The organism is Novosphingobium sp. FSW06-99, from assembly GCF_001519065.1.
Classification (GTDB): Bacteria; Pseudomonadota; Alphaproteobacteria; order Sphingomonadales; family Sphingomonadaceae; genus Novosphingobium.
This window is the reverse complement of the sequence record NZ_KQ954263.1, coordinates 1-15,367: the sequence shown is the minus strand read 5'-3', so window position 1 is coordinate 15,367 and position 15,367 is coordinate 1. Positions and strand designations below refer to the sequence as shown.

General features: G+C 65.7%; 15 protein-coding genes. 7 read left to right on the top strand and 8 right to left on the bottom strand.

Features of this window, described 5'->3' with window-relative positions; all coding sequences use genetic code 11:
- Positions 1–288 precede the first annotated feature (288 nt).
- Positions 289–1,701: a hypothetical protein gene (locus AQZ49_RS18320; protein ID WP_067619200.1), complete on the top strand. Its 1,413-nt coding sequence runs from the start codon at positions 289–291 to the stop codon at positions 1,699–1,701.
- On the opposite strand, the gene AQZ49_RS18315 is transcribed toward AQZ49_RS18320, so the two are convergent.
- On the bottom strand, positions 1,698–3,068 hold the full coding sequence (locus AQZ49_RS18315) for a hypothetical protein (protein WP_156428392.1): 1,371 nt from the start codon (positions 3,066–3,068) through the stop codon (positions 1,698–1,700). The genes AQZ49_RS18320 and AQZ49_RS18315 overlap by 4 nt on opposite strands.
- A gap of 222 nt (positions 3,069–3,290) precedes the next feature.
- On the opposite strand from AQZ49_RS18315, the gene AQZ49_RS18310 reads away from it, so the two are divergent.
- The gene (locus AQZ49_RS18310) at positions 3,291–4,775 is read left to right on the top strand and encodes a glycosyltransferase family protein (RefSeq protein ID WP_231739306.1); all 1,485 of its coding nucleotides are present in this window, start codon (positions 3,291–3,293) and stop codon (positions 4,773–4,775) included.
- Positions 4,772–5,353 (top strand): hypothetical protein, encoded by a 582-nt coding sequence (locus AQZ49_RS18305; protein ID WP_067619191.1) that lies wholly within the window; start codon positions 4,772–4,774, stop codon positions 5,351–5,353. Before AQZ49_RS18310 ends, AQZ49_RS18305 begins: the two co-directional genes overlap by 4 nt.
- Here the strand turns inward: AQZ49_RS18305 and eat are convergent, their stop codons facing one another.
- The 3 genes from eat to AQZ49_RS18290 are packed head-to-tail and all read right to left on the bottom strand — an operon-like array spanning position 5,354 to position 8,882.
- Entirely contained in the window at positions 5,354–6,703 is a 1,350-nt protein-coding gene (gene eat / locus AQZ49_RS18300; RefSeq protein ID WP_067619188.1) for an ethanolamine permease, read from the bottom strand.
- Complete coding sequence (gene eutC / locus AQZ49_RS18295; protein WP_067619184.1) at positions 6,700–7,488, bottom strand: ethanolamine ammonia-lyase subunit EutC; 789 nt, start codon at positions 7,486–7,488, stop codon at positions 6,700–6,702. The genes eat and eutC overlap by 4 nt, the downstream gene beginning before the upstream one ends.
- Positions 7,485–8,882 carry an ethanolamine ammonia-lyase subunit EutB gene (locus AQZ49_RS18290; protein ID WP_067619181.1) on the bottom strand — a complete coding sequence of 466 codons (1,398 nt, stop codon included), beginning with the start codon at positions 8,880–8,882 and terminating at the stop codon, positions 7,485–7,487. The genes eutC and AQZ49_RS18290 overlap by 4 nt, the downstream gene beginning before the upstream one ends.
- Before the next feature lie 119 nt (positions 8,883–9,001).
- Between AQZ49_RS18290 and AQZ49_RS18285 the strand changes: the two genes are divergently transcribed.
- Entirely contained in the window at positions 9,002–9,853 is an 852-nt protein-coding gene (locus AQZ49_RS18285) for a kinase (protein ID WP_197411117.1), read from the top strand.
- Here the strand turns inward: AQZ49_RS18285 and AQZ49_RS18280 are convergent.
- The 4 genes from AQZ49_RS18280 to AQZ49_RS18265 form a co-directional block, all read right to left on the bottom strand.
- On the bottom strand, positions 9,820–10,356 hold the full coding sequence (locus AQZ49_RS18280) for a helix-turn-helix domain-containing protein (RefSeq protein WP_067619511.1): 537 nt from the start codon (positions 10,354–10,356) through the stop codon (positions 9,820–9,822). The two genes, AQZ49_RS18285 and AQZ49_RS18280, sit on opposite strands and share 34 nt — an antisense overlap.
- Before the next feature lie 28 nt (positions 10,357–10,384).
- Complete coding sequence (locus AQZ49_RS18275) at positions 10,385–10,831, bottom strand: hypothetical protein (protein WP_067619176.1); 447 nt, start codon at positions 10,829–10,831, stop codon at positions 10,385–10,387.
- A 44-nt stretch (positions 10,832–10,875) separates the two neighbouring features.
- Entirely contained in the window at positions 10,876–11,280 is a 405-nt protein-coding gene (locus AQZ49_RS18270; RefSeq protein WP_231739305.1) for a hypothetical protein, read from the bottom strand.
- A 97-nt stretch (positions 11,281–11,377) separates the two neighbouring features.
- The gene (locus AQZ49_RS18265) at positions 11,378–11,959 is read right to left on the bottom strand and encodes a helix-turn-helix transcriptional regulator (RefSeq protein ID WP_231739304.1); all 582 of its coding nucleotides are present in this window, start codon (positions 11,957–11,959) and stop codon (positions 11,378–11,380) included.
- Positions 11,960–12,346: 387 nt separating this feature from the next.
- On the opposite strand from AQZ49_RS18265, the gene AQZ49_RS18260 reads away from it, so the two are divergent.
- The 3 genes from AQZ49_RS18260 to AQZ49_RS18250 all read left to right on the top strand — a co-directional run bounded on the left by AQZ49_RS18260 (position 12,347) and on the right by AQZ49_RS18250 (position 15,053).
- The gene (locus AQZ49_RS18260) at positions 12,347–13,879 is read left to right on the top strand and encodes a sensor histidine kinase (RefSeq protein WP_067619173.1); all 1,533 of its coding nucleotides are present in this window, start codon (positions 12,347–12,349) and stop codon (positions 13,877–13,879) included.
- Between the two features lie 48 nt (positions 13,880–13,927).
- Positions 13,928–14,569, top strand: a complete 642-nt coding sequence (locus tag AQZ49_RS18255) for a response regulator (protein WP_067619170.1) — start codon at positions 13,928–13,930, stop codon at positions 14,567–14,569.
- Positions 14,570–14,666: 97 nt separating this feature from the next.
- A complete protein-coding gene (locus tag AQZ49_RS18250) occupies positions 14,667–15,053 on the top strand; it encodes a hypothetical protein (protein ID WP_067619167.1) in 387 nt (128 codons plus the stop codon).
- Positions 15,054–15,367 lie beyond the last annotated feature (314 nt).

The window sequence follows — 15,367 nt, the reverse complement described above, 5'->3', positions numbered from 1 at the left end:
CACGAGCCGAAAAACACTCCACCCGTGCCGCAGCACCGGGTTACTTTGGCGGTTTGCGCGATCGGGGCTACCCCCGCTCCGCACGCTGCGCCAATGTTCAGCTCAAACGGTCTGGGGCAGAGTCGCAGCGTGCAACCATGCCCCGGAAGAGCGGGCCCTTACGCATGAAGCACACCAAGGTCAAGCACGGTCCTGCGCCGGTTGCGCGACCGGGCCGGATCGAACAGGTTGGACAGGCGGGGCATGCCGCGATTATGGAGCGCGCTTTGGGGGTTGTGGGAGGAAAGCATGCCGGACGCCACACGTAAAGTCGCGGCTGCCTGGCTTGCGCTGGCGGCCTTGCCGTTGCTGGGCGGGATCGCGATCTCGCTGGTCTATTGGCCGGGCCTCGTCACCTATGACGGGTTGCGGCAATATGATCAGGCGTTGAGCGGGCAATTCGACGACTGGCATCCGCCGATGATGGAATGGATCTGGCGATGGCTGGTTCCGCTGGCGCATGGCCCGGCGCCGATGCTGGTGCTGCAATTGCTGCTCTATGGCGCGGGCATGGCCGGGCTGGCGGTGTGGGCCTGGCGGCGGGGTCGTCCCGGTCTGGGCATGGCGATCTGCGCCACCACGCTGCTGCCGCTGCCCGCCGCGCTGATGGGCGAAGTGCTCAAGGACTGCCTGATGGCGGGCGCCCTGACGGCGGCGGCCAGCCTGGCGCTGCTGGGCCTGGGCGATCGGCACGAACGGCACAGGGGCCTGCGTCTGGCCGCACTGGTGCTGGTGGTGTTTGCCGCCACCTTGCGGTTCAACGCGTTTCTGGCCGGGGTTCCGCTGATCCTGGTGCTGGCCGGGCCGCGCTGCTGGGTGTCGTGGTGGCGGATGGGGGTGGCCGCACTGCTGGCGACCGTGCTGCTGCTGGCGGCGATGCCGCTGGCCAACCGCGCGCTGGGCGCCCGGCACAGCGATGTCGAACTGTCGCTCGTCATTTTCGATCTGGCCGGGATCACCACCCACACCGGGCACGATGTGTTCCCGCCGCTGGGCGTTGCCAACGCGGCGCCGGTCATCAGCCGATGCTATTCCCCGGTCAAATGGGACACCTATTCGTGGTGGGTCGATCCGCTGTGCCCGATCAGCTTTGACCACGTGCGCGCGGCCGTGCACGCCCGGCAGATCAGCCCCTATGGCTATCTGGCGCGGCAGATCGCGGCGCATCCGCTGGCCTATGTCGAACACCGCCTGACGCACTGGAACATTGCCACGCGGTTTCTGGTCAAGGACATGGTCGATCGCCCGGTCCAGCGCGAGACGGCGCCCAATGATGTCGGGTTCAAGGTATCGAGCGGGCCGCTGCTCGCCACGGTTGACAGCGTGGCGATGACGGTCGGGCTCGGTCCACTGGGCTGGCCATGTTGTTATATCGCGCTGGCGCTCGGGCTGGTGCTGGCATCGGGGCCGCTGCCGCAACGGCTGGCGATCCGCATGCTGGCGGGGTCGGCCCTGCTCTATGGCCTGGGCTATGCGGTGTTCAGCGTCGCGTCGGAACTGCGCTATTATCTGTGGACGATGATCGCCACCGCGATCGCGCTGATGATCATGCTCAGCGATCTTCGCACCTTGCCCACCGCCGCGCGCAAACGCCCGGTGTTGCTGGCCCTGGCACCTCTGGTGGTGGTGCTCGGTGCCGCGTCGCTCTGGCGGTTGTTCTAACGACCGATCAGGCCCAGCGCGTGGCGGATAAAGGCGTCGCGGTCGGTGATCCACTGGTCCTGTGGCGGCAGGTGCGGGTCGGTATAAGTCCAGCCGTCGCGCGAATAGACCCGCGCCATGCGCCCGGTGGTGTGGATGGCGATCGATACCGCGCGTTGCCAGGCGCGCGGGGTCTGGTCATTGCCGACAATGTGATCGGTGCCCGGCGCAAACCCGGTGCCCTGCGGGCGTAACGCAAAGACATAAGGTTCGGCGCGAAAGCTGTCGACGGTGGTGTTGAGGAACACCGACAGATAGACTTTGTCGAGCACGCCCAGCGGATCGGGCGGCATGCGCCAGGCCGGGCCGGCCAGCACGCTCCACGGATAGTTGGCGGGCGCGCCATAGAGCATTTCGGTGCGCAGATCGACCAGCGCGTCGCGCGCGGCCTGTGCGGGGGCCTGGCGCACCAGATGCAGATTGTTGGTCCAGGTAAAGCCGAATTCCGACGCATCGATCAGCGGCATCGCCGATGCGGTGGTGCCTTCGGGCCGGTTCGAGACGGTGACGTTTTCATAGATGCGAAGATAGGCCTTGTCTTTCAACTGGTGCCCGCTCGCCACGTTTGACCAGGCATGTTGCCCGTGCCAGGTCGAATTGCGCAAATGGGTGACCAGCGTGCCGTTGATATAGGTCGTGTGTTCCTGATCGGCGTTGCCGCCGACATTGCCCGCAATATCGCTGTCTTCGATATAGAGCATGGTCTGGCCGCCGGGCACGAACAGCGCGTTCTTGCCGCCATAGATCCGGCACCGGCGCAGCACCGCGCTAAACAGGCCTGGACGCACGCCGCCGAACGCTTCGAGGTGGAGTGCGCCCATCCCCTGCACTCCGCCGGGGAATTCCAGATCGATGTCGCGCATTTCGAAATGGACCCGCTGCCGCCCGAAATCGAATATCCTCAGGTCAATCGTCGCCCATTCGTTGCCGGTGCGAAAGGTGACCCGCCGCCCCGGGATCGATGAACGCAGGATATATTGCGTGCCCTGCAACGGCGCGGCGATCTGCGGCATCCACGGCGCAAACGGATAGACACACGGTCGCCCGGTGCCATCGAGCGCCTCATAGATGAATTCCATCCCGCCGGTCGCCCGACCGTACAGCGAGGCGGCATCGGTCCCGGCATAGACTTCGCGGCCCGCCGCGCGCGATGCATCGCATTTGACCACCAGGCGGATCGCGGGCCGCCGCAAGCCCGCCATCGGCATGTAGAACGGATAGGCGCTGTCGCCCGGCAACGGCGGCTGCACCGTCACCGCAGCAGCCACCCCCGCTGTCAGCAGCGCCATGACGGTGAACACAAAGCCGATGAAACGGTGCATGGCCACCTGCGAAACCTCCTGTGCCAACTGCGGCTGGTTTGCATCATCACAATAATTCGGGCGCTGTCACTCAAACAGTTGTCACCCATGCCGTTTCGTGTCGCGCGCCAATGGGCCGGACCATCCGGCCAAGACGCTTGCCCCTGCCCCCGTAGACCGATATGCGCATGGCCAAGTCGCAACCGCTGGGGGGTCGGATTGGGGGACCACGATATCGGGCCCGTTTCGTTGAAAGATCTCGCCCGACGCCATGCCGCGCTGGTCGGCATCGTGCTGGTTGCGCTGGCCTTGCGGCTGATCCTGTCGACCCGGATGACGGTGTTTCACGCCGACGAAGTGTGGCAATATCTGGAACCCGCCTATGGCCTGGTAACCGGCCAGTGGGTGCGCGCGTGGGAATTCCATGCCGGCATTCGCGGCTGGTTCGTGCCGCTGGTGCTGTCAATCCCGATTGCCATCGGTCAGGCAATCGCACCGCAGACCCAGTTGCACATCTATCTGGTGCGCGCGATGCTGTCCGTGGTGTCGCTCGGCATCCCGATCGCCTGGTATGATCTGGCGCGCCCGCTCGGCCGGCGCCATGCGCTGGTGGCCGCATGGGTCGGCGCTGTATGGTGCGAAGTGTTCTATTTCGGCGTGCGCCCCTCGGCCGAAGGGCTGGGGCTGTCGCTGCTGTTTCCGGCCATGGCGCTGGCCGCGCGCCTGCGCCAGCGCCCCCGGATGGCGCCTGCCGTTGCGCTGGGCCTGCTGCTGGCGCTCGGCTTTGTGGTGCGGTTTCATTATCTTCCGGCGATTGCGCTGATCGCGCTGTGGAGCCTTGGGCGTGACTGGCGGCGTGTGCTGGTCGGACTGGTGCCCGGCTTTGCCGCCGGGCTGATGCTGGGCGGGCTGGCCGACATCTTCACCGGCCATCCGCCGTTGCTGTGGGTCTGGCGCAGCATCGCCTTCAATCTGGTGCAAGGCGGCAGCAGTCTGTTTGGCACGCAGCCGCCATGGTGGTTCGTCACCTTCCAGATCGGCACCTGGAGCTGGGCCGCGCTGGCGATCGTGCCGCTGATGCTGATCGGCGCGCGGCGGCGGCCAATGCTGCTGGCGATTGCGGTCGCGGTCTATGCCACCCATTCGCTGATCGCGCACAAGGAATACCGCTTTGTCCTGCTGGGCACGACCACTTTCGTGCTGCTCGCCGCGATCGGCTCGGTCGATCTGTGGGATGCCGTGCTGCGCCGCATGCGCCGCAGCCCCCACGGGCGTGCCGGAGTCATCGCGCTGTGTCTGGGGTGGGGCGCGCTGAGCGTGGCGGTCGGCGCGATGCCGGTTTTCGCCGAATACTGGGATCAGGGTGACGTGCCGTTCACGACGCTGGTGCTCGCCGGGGAACAGCCCGGCTTGTGCGGCTTTGCCATGGTCGACCAGCCCGCGCATCCCGCGCTGGCGATGAGCCTGTTCAACCGCCCGGTGCCGGTGCTGCTGTTTGACGGGCCAGAAGCTGCCGAAGAAGTGCGCGCCATGGTCCCCCGGTTCAATGTGGTCGAGGCGGCGCAATTGTATGGGCCCAACCTGCCGCCCGCGTTCCACCGCGTCACCTGCTGGGGGCAGGATGGCTATGCCATCGGCGACCGGCTGCAATGCCTCTATGTCCGGCCCGGCGGCTGCACCGGCACGGTCGGCGATTTTGCCTATCAGGCGGCGCTCGAAAGGCGCGGCAAGTGACCGGGCGCAGACTTTGCGTGCTTGGCGCGACGGCGCTGCTGCTCGGCTGCGTGCGCCAGCCGGCGCCGGTGCCGCCGCGCTGTCCAGCCGATGCGGTACTGTCCGCCGCCGCGCCCGCGCAAGGCACCCCGGTCGAGGCAACGCCTGTTGGGCAATGCCTGGCCACGCGCGCAGAGGCCGGGGATGTCGCTGCCGCACTGCGGCTGGGCGATTTCTATCGCACCGCGCCCAGCACGCTGCCGCTGATCGACCGGCGCGGGCGCCAGATCCACTGGTATCGGCTGGCCGCCGACCGGGGCTCTGCGGTCGGGGCGTGGCAGGCGGTGCAACTGATCGACATCAATCGCGATATCCAGGTGCCCAACGACGCGCTGGCCTATCTGTTTGTCGCGATCAAGGCAGGCATTCCCGAGGCAGGCGATTATCTGGTCGACCAGTGGCAGGACGGGCGGGTCGATCCGGGCAAGCTGTGGGCCCTGCGCCGCTGGCTGGCGCGGCCCGGCGCAATTCCCGAAGACCAGCGCCGCGACATCATCGCCGGGCTCAACGCGCCCGCCGACGAACTGGAAGAGGAATGATCACGCCGCCGTGCGCCGCCGGAACAACAGCGCACCGCCGACCAGCGTGATCATCACCACCACATAGATCGCGGCAATCTCCAGATTGTTCCACACCATCATCACCAGCGCCACCGCGGCCATGATCAGCGCAAAGCCCGGCGCCCAGGGATAGGCGGGGGCGACAAACGGGCGCACCAGGCCGGGCTCGATCGCGCGCAAGCGAAACAGCGCGGCCATCGCCACGATATACATCGTCAGCGCCCCCAGCGCCGACAGCGTGACCACGCTGGCGGTCAGCGACTGCCCGGCGATATGCACCACGCTGTCGGACCAGATCGTGGCCACCCCGACCACGCCCCCGGCAATCGTCGCCAGATCGGGGGTGCGGAACCGGGGATGCAGCCGGGCAAACACACGCGGCAGGAACCCGGCGCGGGCCAGCGCAAAGATCTGCCGCGCATAGCCCATGATGATGCCGTGGAACGAGGCGACCAGCCCGAACAGGCCCAGCCACACCAGCATGTGCAACCACCCGCCGCTGCTGCCCACGCTGCGCTTCATCGCCTGGGGCAGCGGATCGTTGATATTGGCGATCTGCGTCCAGTCGCCCGACCCGCCCGCCAGCAGCATCACCCCGAACGCCAGCGCGACCAGCGTGACAATGCCGCTGATATAGGCACGCGGGATCGTCCGGCGCGGGTCGCGCGCCTCTTCGGCGGCCATCGCCACACCCTCGATCGCCAGGAAGAACCAGATCGCAAAGGGCAGCGCGGCAAACATCCCGCCGATCGCGGCCAGGCTGAAATGATCATGCCCGGCCCAGCCGCCCGCCACAAAGTTCGACCAGCGGAACGATGGCGCGACAACGGCCATGAACACCAGCAATTCGCCCACCGCGAGCAGCGTGACGAACAGTTCGAACGTTGCGGCGATATGCACGCCGACAATGTTGAGCGCCACGAACACCACATAGGCCAGCGTCGCTGCGTGCACCGGATCGAGCCAGGCAAACTGCACTTTGAGATAGGCGCCGATCGCCAGCGCGATGGCCGGGGGCGCAAACACGAATTCGACCAGCGTGGCAAACCCGGCAATCGCCCCGCCGACCGGCCCGAACGCGCGATTGGCATAAGCAAACGGCCCCCCTGCGTGCGGGATCGCGGTGGTCAGCTCGGTAAACGAAAAGATGAACGCGACATACATCGCCGCAACCACCAGCGTCGCGACCAGAAACCCCAGCGTGCCCGCGCTGGCCCAGCCATAGCTCCAGCCGAAATATTCGCCCGAAATGACCAGCCCTACCGCGATGCCCCACAAGTGGAACACGCTCAGCCGTTGTTGCAAGCCATCGGAATGCGGTTCATTCATCCATGCTGTCCAGTTTTCGAAAAGGGCGCAGGCAAAGCCTCGCCGGAATCTTTGAGATCCACCCCCGACAGCCCGCGCCGCAGCGATTCGCGCAACAGACGGCCAAGCGTCGCCGCCGCCGCCTCGGGGGTCAGCCCGCCGTTCGCGTGCACGTTGGAGATGCAGTTGCGCTCGCTGTCGGCGCGGCCGATGCGCGGGGCATAGGTCATATAGATGCCCAGACTGTCAGCCACGCTCAGCCCAGGCCGTTCGCCGATCACCATCACCACCGCGCGCGCACGCAGCGCAGCGCCGATCGCATCGCCCAGCGCCACCCGCGCCCCGCTTGCGATCACCACCGGGGCCAGCCGCAGCCCGGCGCATTGCGCCACCAGCGCCCGCACCAGCGCGACCCCGCCCGCCGCGACCCCGGTGGCCGACAAGCCATCGCCCACCACAATCGCGACATCGCAATCGGCCACCGCCGGATCGCGCTCGACCGCCTGGGCCAGCCGTGCCGCGCCCGCTGGCGACAGCGCACGGCCCAGATCGGGCCGCCGCAGATACGTCGCACGATCGGGCGCGGCGCTGGCCACCACGATCGCCGGCAAAGGTGACAACGCAGCGGCCAGCGCCTCGGCATCGAACGGCGCATGCACCGCATCGCGTGCCCGTGCATGATCAAGCTGAAACCGCAGCACCGCATCGAGCGGCAGCGTGTTGCCCACCCGCCCCAACGCGATCCGCGCCGGACTGGCCGCGCGCAACCGCGCCCACAACGCGGCATCGGTCACGCCATCGGTCATGCCGCCAGTCCGCTGCCGATCAGACGATAGACCAGGCCCGCCGCGCCGCCGTCGAGCGCGCGGATCGACCCGTCGGGCGCGACCAGATCCATCTGCGCCAGCCAGGCCTCGAATTCGGGCGCGGCGCGCACCCCGGTCATCGCGCGCAATGCCAGCGCATCATGGTACGACAGGCTTTGATAGCTGAGCATGACATCGTCGTTGCCCGGCACACAGATCAGGAACGTGCACCCCGCCACGGTCAGCACGGTCATCAGCGTGTCCATGTCATCCTGATCGGCCTCGGCATGGTTGGTGTAACAGGCATCGCAACCCATCGGCAGGCCGAGCAGCTTGCCGCAGAAGTGGTCTTCCAGCGCGGCACGGATGATCTCTTTGCCATCATAGAGATATTCGGGCCCGATAAAGCCGACCACGGTGTTGACCAGCAGCGGATCGAACGCGCGCGCCACGCCATAGGCGCGCGCCTCCATCGTCTGCTGGTCGATGCCGTGGTGGCCATTGGCCGACAGCGCCGCGCCCTGCCCGGTCTCGAAATACATCACGTTGTGCCCGACGTCGCCGCGCCCGAGACCCAGCGCCGCATCCTGCGCCTCGCGCAACAGCGCCAGATCGATGCCGAACCCGCGATTGGCGACTTCGCTGCCGGCGATCGACTGGAACACCAGATCGACCGGCCCGCCGCGCGCAATGATCTCGATCGCATTGGTCACATGGGTCAGCACGCACGTCTGCGTCGGGATGGCATAGCGTTGGCGCACATCGTCGAGCATGGTCAACAGCCGCAACGCACCGGGCACACTGTCGGTCGCCGGGTTGATGCCGATCACCGCATCGCCCACCCCGTGGATCAACCCGTCGAGCACGGCCGCGGCAATCCCGCGCGGATCGTCGGCCGGATGGTTGGGCTGCAACCGGGTCGACAGCCGCCCGGCCAGCCCGATGGTGTTGCGAAACGCGGTGATCACGCGCACTTTCTGCGCCACCACGATCAGATCCTGGTTGCGCATCAGCTTTGACACCGCCGCGACCATCTCCGGGGTCAGTCCGCGCGCCACACCCGCCAGCGCCGGCGCATCGGTCTGCGGCAACAGCAACCAGTCGCGCAGATCGCCCACGGTCATCGCCGCCAGCGGGGCAAACGCCGGCGCATCATGGCTGTCGAGGATCAGCCGGGTGACTTCATCGTCTTCATAGGGCACCAGCGCGACATCGAGAAAATGGCGCAGCGGCAGATCCGCCAGCACGGCGCGCGCGGCCACGCGCCGCGCCGCGCTGTCCGCCGCCAGTCCCGCCAGCGCATCGCCCGACCGCATCGGCGAGGCAGCGGCCAGAACCGCCGCCAGCGTGCCGAAGCTGTGGCGCTCTCCGCCGAAATCGCTGCGATAGACCATCGAAACTCCCCGAACCCTGGCCAGGCACCAAGCACAGGCTGGCGAACTTGGCGATTCCCTTGCAAGAGGTGCATGCATGACCTGCGCCGCAGGTCCGGGCAAGCGGGAGACCTTAGGGAATGGCGCCAGACCCCGACCAATCCGCGATGGCTGCGCTGATCGCGCTGGCCGACCACACGCTGGCGCTGCGGCCCGGCATGGTTGTGCTGGGCCTGTCGGGGCCGCAGGGGTCGGGCAAATCGACGCTGGTCGCCGCGCTGCATCGGCATATGGCAGCGCGTGCGATCGCCACCGTCACGCTGTCGCTCGACGATCTCTATCGCACCCGGGCCGAGCGCCAGCGACTGGCGGAACACGTGCACCCGCTGCTGATCACGCGCGGTGTGCCCGGCACGCATGATGTCGCACTGGGGCTGGCGACGCTTGCGGCCCTGGCACGGGGCGAGCGGGTGCCTGTGCCCCGGTTTGACAAGGCCCGCGATGACCGCCGCCCGGTCGACACGTGGGACCGGGCCCCTGCGCACACGCGGCTGGTGCTATTCGAGGGCTGGTGCCTTGGCGCGCGTGCCCAGACAGCAGCCGCGCTGGAACAACCGATCAACGCGCTGGAGGCCGAAGAAGACCCCGACGCGATCTGGCGCGGCCACGTCAACGCCGCGCTGGCGGGCGACTATGCCGATCTGTGGGCACAGATCGACACCATGGCCCAGTTGCGCGCGCCCGATGTCGCCACTGTGGTCGCCTGGCGGCAACAGCAGGAGGCCGCCTTGCGCAGCGTGGCAGGCAACGCGCCAGGTGTCATGGACGACACGGCGGTGATCCGCTTTGTCGCCCATTATGAACGCCTGACGCGGCATTTGCTGACCGATCTGCCCGATCGCGCCGATCTGGTGATCGACCTCGACCCGGGCAGAGCCGTCACACAGATCCTGGCGCGCTATTGCGCTGCCACGTCCAATGCCGCTTCGTGATCGTCCACGCGCCCGGCATCGGCCAGCGCCACCAGCAAAGTCTCGGCCATCGAGCCCAGGAACGCTTCCATCACTGCGCTGCCCCGATCGGTCAGGCGCACAAAAGTGCGGCGCCCGTCGCGACCATCGTCCTCACGCTCGACCAGCGCGCGCATTTCCAGAATGCGCAACCAGCGCAGCGCCGTGGTCGGCGGCACATGCGCGCCGATGCAGGCACTGGTAGTGGGCACCCGCCGCCCCTCGCGCGCCGCGACATAGAGGTCGAGCAGGATATCCCAGGTCGGTTCGCCAAACAGGTCGACACTGAGATAGCGGGCGCGTCGGCGCCTTCCGGCATAGAACTCGCGCGCCAGCGTCAGTGCCAGCCGCTGGCGCCGCACCAGCGCCCCGGCATCGGCTGGCGCAGTTGGCATCGATGACACCGGTGCCGCGCGCAAGGCGCGTTCGACTTTGCCGGGGCGTCCTGAAAGACTGCCGCGCGGACCGACCGGACGAACCGTCATGCCACCCTCCGATCGTTGGTTGACCGGTTCAGGCCGGGCGCCATGCAGCATAGTGACCGATCCGCCTCAGCCGCAGGACGTGTGCGAACGTCCCGATCAGCAGCGTGCAGATTTCGATGATATAGGGCAGTTGCGTCATCATCCAGTAACTGCGCCGGGCCTCGTCGATTTCCAGCAACTTGGCGAAATGCGCCATGACCGCAATCAGTTGCAGCGCGCTGATCCACAACGGCCAGCCACGATTGGCCTTCAGTGCGACCCATGTAAGCGTCAGCAGGGCCCAGCTGTCGATCACGAAGTGACCGGGATTGACCTCGAACCATGTCGGGTCTCCGAAAATGAGGTGATTGACGAAGTCGAATGCGATCATCGCCACAAAGATGATCGCCACCAGGCGTTCGGGTTCGTCGCCCTTGCGCACCGCGAACACGGTGGCAAGCGACAGCAGGAGCCGGGTCAACCAGACAAACAGCATATCAGGCTATCATGATCATGAGTTGACCGGCCCCTGCAAACCGATCACGCGGCGCGCGGGTGGGCCACACCATCGACAGCCGACGCATGGCCCGCAAACAGCGGCCCCGCCAGTTCGGCCGCTTCGGCAGCGGAATCCGACAGCCCAAAGGCGGGCGTCGGTTTGGGATCGTTGCCAACCCCGGTTTCGACCGCAATGTCGTTGAGCCGCCCGTGTACCCGGGCCAGTTCGCCCCCGGCGTTGAGCATCGCCGCTTGGCTGCGCACCAGCCGCATCAGGGCATCCTGCCCCATATAGGGCGCAACACCGGTTTCGCGCCGGGCGTGGACCATCGTGGACAAAAGCTGCGACTGGCGCAGCAGGGCTTCGTCGAGGGCGTTCTCCGCACTCCGCAGATCGCGGGTGATGCGTTGCTGTGCTACGTGTGTGGTCATTGCAGTGGTCGTCATGTCATGCCTCCGGTCGATGCCCCCCGGCATCGAGCTTTGTTGCCAACAATCGAGGCGCAGTGACGTCCGGGCAGGACACCGTTCATTTGTCAGCGATTCAGCCATCCAGCATGTGAGAGAGTTCGGAATAAATCGCCAGCCCGCCCAGAATGATCAGGGTCAGGAAGACGGTAATCATCGCGATCGCCCCCAGACGCATCAACGTGCCGATCCGACCGTCAAACGCCTCGGGAAGGACATGATAATACTCTCGCGGGGGATAATCCGGCCGAAACTCCGCCCTCTGTTGTGGCGATGTTTCCATTGCTTCCAATGGTACCGGAAAAGCCTCCGACGATGTCCTATCAGCCCCTTCCCGCCAACCGTCTTGGCCGGTTTCAATCAGCGATGCGACCTGCGAAGACCCATATATGGATTGTTCATATGTATCTGAACGTACTGACTTTTCGGTTTCGCTACGCAACCGGCGATAGGCCTGGGCCACTTCGCTGCGGGTGGAGGCGCGCAATTTTGCACGGGCCAGCATGATGCGTTGGTCCACCGTGTGCGGGGAAATACCCAGCAAACGCGAGATTTCCTTGGAGGTCTTGTGCTCGATCAGCAGATCCAGCACTTCGCATTGCTTTGCCGTCAACCCCTGAAACGGGTCGACTGCAATCTGATCGGATGAACTGATCAACTCGCAAATCCCCTGCCGCACACCAAGCGGATCACGCCTGTCCCCCAGTCGCATCCGCCGCCATGGACCCACTCAACAGTACGTGTCCCCACTATCTACACCTAGCGGTAAAGCGTAACCAACGATAAAAAAGTGTTACTTAATCCGTCAGGGCAAACCGAATCATCCGGTCAGCTTTGGCGCTATGGTGCATTATCGCATAGAATGTTTGCTTCCTTCCCCAATTGACAGGTATCAGACTTCCGAAAGTACAAGAACGGGAATCGCTGGTTGCCAAGGCGTCGGATAACGATCAGACGGACTTCCAAAGTCCTGGCCGCGAGCCGCGCCATCCTGGCTGCGGTATTCCTGACCGCCATCATGCTCGATCCCTCCCGCAGGACCCTCATGCACGGATTGTTGTGCCGGGAACTGACGCTCTATCTGGGGTGGAGCGCACTGCTCGTGGCGCTGGTCTGGCGCAGTTGGTGGTGGGATTTCCGGGTCGCCATTGCCGTCCATGTTGTCGATATGGTGGTGTTCCTGAGCGCGATCAGCCTGGCCGATGTCGACCGGAACTATGCCAGCAGCCCGTTCATCGGCTTTACCGCATTTCTGCTGATCACCGCCCTGGCCCGGTGGGGTCAGCGGGGCGTCTTGCTGACTGCATGCGCGCTCGTGCTGTCCTTTGGGCTGGTCGGCGGACTGTTCGACGCGTTTGGCCCCACGATCGATAGTTACCAGTTCGGAAGGCGGATGGCCAACATGACCGCACTGTCGCTGATGATCGTGTGGCTTGCCGCCGATGTGCGCGTCACGCGCGTGTCGCCAATGCCCGAACCCGGCGGCATCCCGGGCAGGCGGCGTGACCAGATCCTCGCCGGAGCGCTGGCCTATGCGCGCAGCACCTTCCACGCCCACAGCGCCGCGATTGCGGTAACCACCTCGGAAGAACCCTGGGTCGACCTCTATTGTGATCGCGACGGCGTGTTCACGCACCACCGGGTCGGCCCTGGACCGCTGACCGAGGATTTCGACCCCGACGCCGATGCCGCTTTGTTCGACATCAAGCGGTGCCGCCGGATCCTGGCCCTGAGCGATTACCGGCTGCAACCCAAGACCGGCCCGTTTGGCCATGCGCTGGCCGATGCGTGCGATGTTTCGGGTGGTTTGCTGGCACGCATGACATCGGCATCCGGCCATGGCCAGATGCTGGTGTGGGGCGTGGCCGATGCCTGTATCGATGATTTGCCGGTCATCACGATACTGTCGCGCGATGTCGGCCTGGCGCTTGATCGCGAGGAAATGGCGGCGTTCGCACAATCAATTGCCGTTTCCAGCGTGCGCAATGCGCTGGCTCGCGATCTGCATGACAGCGTGGCACAATTGCTGGCCGGAACGCTGTTCCGGCTGGAAGCGTTGCGGCGCGGGATCCGCGAAGGGCGCGATCCCGACAGCGAAATCGTCGCCATGCGTGAAGCGCTGGGCAGCGAACAGCAGCACGTGCGCACGATGATCGACCGCCTGCGCCGGGGGATTGATGGCAACCGCACGACCGACATTGTCGAGGAACTGACGTCGTTGATTGGCGAAATGGGCCAGCACTGGCAGATCACCACCACGATCACCAGTTCGTGCCCCAGGCTGCCGGTATCGATCGACATGGCCCACGAATTGCGGCAACTCGTGCGCGAGGCGGTCGCCAATGCAGTGCGTCACGGCCAATGCAGCCGGGTCGACCTGGTGCTTGACCATACCAAAGACAATTTGCTGCAAATCTCGATTGACGATAACGGCAGCGGCTTCGCGGCGGCCCGTCGCACGCATCGGCCGCGTTCGATCAGCGAACGCATCGAGATGCTGGGCGGGCAATTGCGAATTGCCAGCGGGGTCTCCGGCGCGCGGCTCGATATCGCGTTGCCGTTGCCGATCGCGGCGTAAGGGTGACGGGGGTCGCCAAACAGGGTGGGATACGGGGCAATCATGGACATGCACAGGGCAGACACAGTATCGGTGCTGGTGGCCGATGATCACAGTTATATCCGCGCGGGGGTCGAAGCGGTGCTGCGCGACAGCCGCTTCCGGATGGTCGCGGGCACGGCCAGCGGCGAGGAAACGCTCGATGCGATCGCCACGTACGATCCGGCGATCGTGGTGCTGGATATCAACATGCCCGGACTGAACGGCGTGCAGACACTCGAAACGCTGCGGCGACGCGCCGACCGGCGCCCGGTGGTGCTGCTGACCGCCGAAATCAACGATCGCCAGTTGCTCAGCGTGATGCGCGCGGGCGTCGAGGGGATCGTTGCCAAGGATGGCGCGGGCGATGAACTGCTCGATGCGCTTGAAAAAGTTACCTCGGGTGAGCGGGCCATCCCGCCCTCGCTGTTGCAACGCGCGCTCGACCTGTCGCTCAATCCCGAAGCGGCCGGGCCACTCGATCGACTCAATCCGCGCGAACGCCGCATCGCCCGGCTGGTCGCACGCGGCATGCGCAATCGCGACATCGGCGCAGAACTCAACATCGGTGAAGGCACGGTCAAAGTCTACCTTCATGCGATCTATCAGAAACTGGGCATCGACAACCGCACCGAACTCGCGCTGCTGGCAGTCAGCGACACATCCAACTGATGGCCGTCGATCGTCCCAGGCGCGGCGGATAAGGATGGTTACGTAACCGGGTTGTCCCGGATTGCCGGGCCCGCCCCATCGGCGCATCGTTTGCGCCATGGCCATGTCCAATGCCGAACGGCAACGCCGTTACCGTCAAAAACTCAAGGCGCGTGCGTCAGGCGATGCGCTGGCCGATCGCACGCGCGATGCGGTTGAACGCGCGGTCGCCGCGCTGTGGGCGTTTCACGAGCGCCCCGCTCCCAGCGGATTGCGCTGGGCGGACATCGATGGCTGCACCAGTGTGGAGGTATATCGCGGCGAGTTGCAGCGGTCACCGGGCAACCTGTTGCAGGCCTGCCGCGCGTTCCTGCCCGATTTTGAAGGGCTGAATGATGACGAGGCGCGCGCGATCCAGACGATCATCGAAATTTCCGACGCGCTGCGACTGGCCACACCGCCCGGATCGGGCAATCTGGTAATGGTCCCCTCAGTCGCCGCCTGAGCACCAGGCTGCCCCAAGCGGTCCTAGAGCGTCCTGCGATAAATCTGTAGCACCGTGACGGAGCCGATTTTGGCCCAGTGCAAGGAGGGATGGCGCAGGAATATCGGGAATATTTAGCTGCGCTGGCCTTTGGCTCAAGCCATCTCGACGTAGCAATGGGCCAAAAGCGGCCCGCCCCGAAGGGGTTGCTCTGGAAAGCCCCGTGTCAGCGTTGCGTCGCTTGCACGGGGCAACCAGCCCGCGCTGCGCGCCGCGTCTCGCCACAGGGCTTTCCAGAGCAATCACGGTGCTACAGATTTGTCGCAGGACGCTCT